General features: G+C 72.3%; 4 protein-coding genes. 1 reads left to right on the top strand and 3 read right to left on the bottom strand.

Annotated elements, in window-relative coordinates; genetic code table 11:
* A partial coding sequence (locus ABYE80_RS19685; RefSeq protein ID WP_372792007.1) for a RidA family protein occupies nt 1-289 on the bottom strand: 289 nt, incomplete at its 3' end.
* Nucleotides 290-369: 80 nt separating this feature from the next.
* Between ABYE80_RS19685 and ABYE80_RS19680 the strand changes: the two genes are divergently transcribed.
* On the top strand, nt 370-993 hold the full coding sequence (locus tag ABYE80_RS19680; protein ID WP_372792006.1) for a class I SAM-dependent methyltransferase: 624 nt from the start codon (nt 370-372) through the stop codon (nt 991-993).
* Nucleotides 994-1,003: 10 nt separating this feature from the next.
* On the opposite strand, the gene ABYE80_RS19675 is transcribed toward ABYE80_RS19680, so the two are convergent.
* On the bottom strand, nt 1,004-2,182 hold the full coding sequence (locus tag ABYE80_RS19675; RefSeq protein WP_372792005.1) for an NAD(P)/FAD-dependent oxidoreductase: 1,179 nt from the start codon (nt 2,180-2,182) through the stop codon (nt 1,004-1,006).
* Nucleotides 2,183-2,313: 131 nt separating this feature from the next.
* On the bottom strand, nt 2,314-2,536 hold a 223-nt coding region (locus ABYE80_RS19670), incomplete at its 5' end, for a DUF808 family protein (protein WP_372792004.1).

Here is a 2,536-nt window from a genome sequence, read left to right as displayed (position 1 = left end):
TGACCCACGACTGCACGCGGTCCAGCGAGCCGAGCTCGTGTCGCAGCGACGCGAGGATCGACAGACCGGTCTGCCGCGCGGCCTCGTACGCCTGCTCCTCGGTGACGTCGCTCCCGACCTTGCCCGTCGACAGCAGGGTCGTCCCGTCCACCGGTCCGTGTCCGGAGACGTACGCCAGGTCACCGTCGACGTGCACGAGGTCGAAGGAGCGCGTGAAGCCCGGCGGGCCGCCGAAGAGCTCCGGGAGGGTCAGGCCGAGGTCGGTGAGGCGCTGCTCGATCGCGGGCATGGCGCGACCGTAGCGTGCGCGCGGATCGCGATCGGTCCTGTCTGTGCGTGGGGTCCCGCCGGTCTGCTGTCATGGGCTCCATGGCCGATCACGACCGCGATGCCTGGGAGCAGCGCTGGACCGATGCGCTGAGCACCCACGGGGAGGCCGTCGCGCTGAGGCCGCCGAACGCCCATCTGATCGCCGAGCTCGATGGCCTGCCGCCCGGACGCGCGCTCGACGCGGGCTGCGGTCACGGGGCGGAGACGCTCTGGCTCGCCGACCGCGGCTGGCGGGTCACGGCCGTGGACTTCGCGGCGACGGCCTTGGCCCAGGCCCGATCGACGGCGGAGGCGATGGGGCCGGACGTCGCTGAGCGCGTCGACTGGGTCGAGGCCGATCTGGGGACCTGGACGCCGCCACGCGAGGCCTACGACCTGGTGGTCTGCCTGTACGTCCACGCGGCGGGACCCGTGGAGGAGGTGGTGGCGCGGCTGGCCGGTGGGGTCGCCGCCGGTGGCACGCTGTTCCTCGTCGGCCATCGCCCGATCGACCCGGCCACCGGAGCGCCGACGCCGGCCGCGGGGCAGGTGCAGGTGTCGGTGCAGGCCGCGCGCGCCGTGCTGGACCCGGTCAGGTGGGAGCTGCTCGTGGCGCAGGAGCGTCCTCGGTCCGTCGCCGGGTCCGGGGTCGACGCGGTGATCCGGGCGAGACGGCGGTCGTGAGCCGGGCGCCTCAGACGACCTGCGCGGCCGCGTGGCCCGAGGCCCACGCCCACTGGAAGTTGAAGCCGCCGAGGTGGCCGGTGACGTCCAGCACCTCGCCGATGAAGTACAGGCCCGGGCTCTTGCGGGACTCCATGGTCTTGGACGACACGTCGCGCGTGTCGACGCCGCCGAGCGTGACCTCGGCGGTGCGGTAGCCCTCGGTCCCGGCGGGCACCACGCGCCAGTCGGTCAGCCGGTCGGCGATCTCCCGCAGGTCGGCTGGGGTGTAGCGCTTCATCGGCTGGGACGTGAACCAGTGCTCGGCCAGCAGTCCCGCCATCTTCTTCGTGAAGGCCTCGCTCAGCACCGTCCGCAGCTCGCTGTCGGGCCGCGCGGTCTGCTGGTCCTGCAGCCACTCCAGGGCGTCGCGGTCGGGCAGCAGGTCTATGCGCACGGCGTCGCCCGGACGCCAGAAGGAGGAGATCTGCAGGATCGCCGGACCGCTGAGGCCGCGATGGGTGAACAGGAGGTTCTCGCGGAAGCTCTCGCCGTTGCAGGCGGCCACGCAGTCCGCCGAGGTGCCCGACAGCTCAGTGCACAGTTCCTTGAGGCGGTCGGTGATGGTGAACGGCACGAGGCCCGCGCGCGTGTCGAGCACCGTGTGCCCGAACTGGCAGGCGACGTCGTAGCCGAACCCGGTGGCGCCCATGGTCGGGATCGACAGCCCGCCCGTCGCGACGACGAGCGACTGCGTTTCGACCGGTCCGATGGTCGTGCTCAGCAGGTAGCCGGTGTCGGTCTTCTCGATCTCCTGCACCGGGGTCTTCAGGTGCAGCTCGACGCCGGCGTCGTCGCACTCGCGCAGGAGCATCGCGAGGATGTCCTTCGACTTGTTGTCGCAGAAGAGCTGCCCGAGCTTCTTCTCGTGGTAGGGCACGCCGTGGCGCTCGACCAGGGCGATGAAGTCCCACGGGGTGTAGCGCGCGAGGGCCGACTTGCAGAAGTGCGGGTTCTGCGAGGAGAAGTTCGCGGGCTCCGCGTACATGTTCGTGAAGTTGCAGCGCCCGCCGCCGGACATGAGGATCTTCTTGCCCGGCTTGTTGGCGTGCTCGAGCAGCAGCACCCGTCGCCCGCGAGCGGCGGCGGTCATCGCGCACATCAGGCCGGCGGCGCCGGCGCCGATGATCACGACGTCGGTGGAGCGCACGGCGGGCACCCTAGCGCGAGCGGCTTCGCGGCCGCGCGGCGTGCCCCCTCCCCTCCCAGGTGAACCAGGCGCGTTCCGTCTGCCGGGACGTATCTGGTTCACCCGGCGCGCGGCGCGCCGACGGGCGCCCCTCAGTGGCCGTGCCCCGCGCCGCCGCGCCGGTGCATGACCGCCACGATGACCGCGCCCACGAACACGCCGAGCAGCGCCGAGGCGCCGGTGTTCGTGAGCCACCCGCCGATGCCGCCGAAGGAGCCGAGCGCGTCGTGCACGTCCTCCTCGAGGTGGTGCACCGCGTCGTACGGGCCGTGCAGGCCGAGCTCGTCGAGTCCCACCAGCAGGATGTGGCCGCCC

This window comes from Paraconexibacter sp. (assembly GCF_041602235.1).
Classification (GTDB): domain Bacteria; phylum Actinomycetota; class Thermoleophilia; order Solirubrobacterales; family Solirubrobacteraceae; genus Paraconexibacter.
This window is presented reverse-complemented; position numbering and strand designations above follow the sequence as displayed.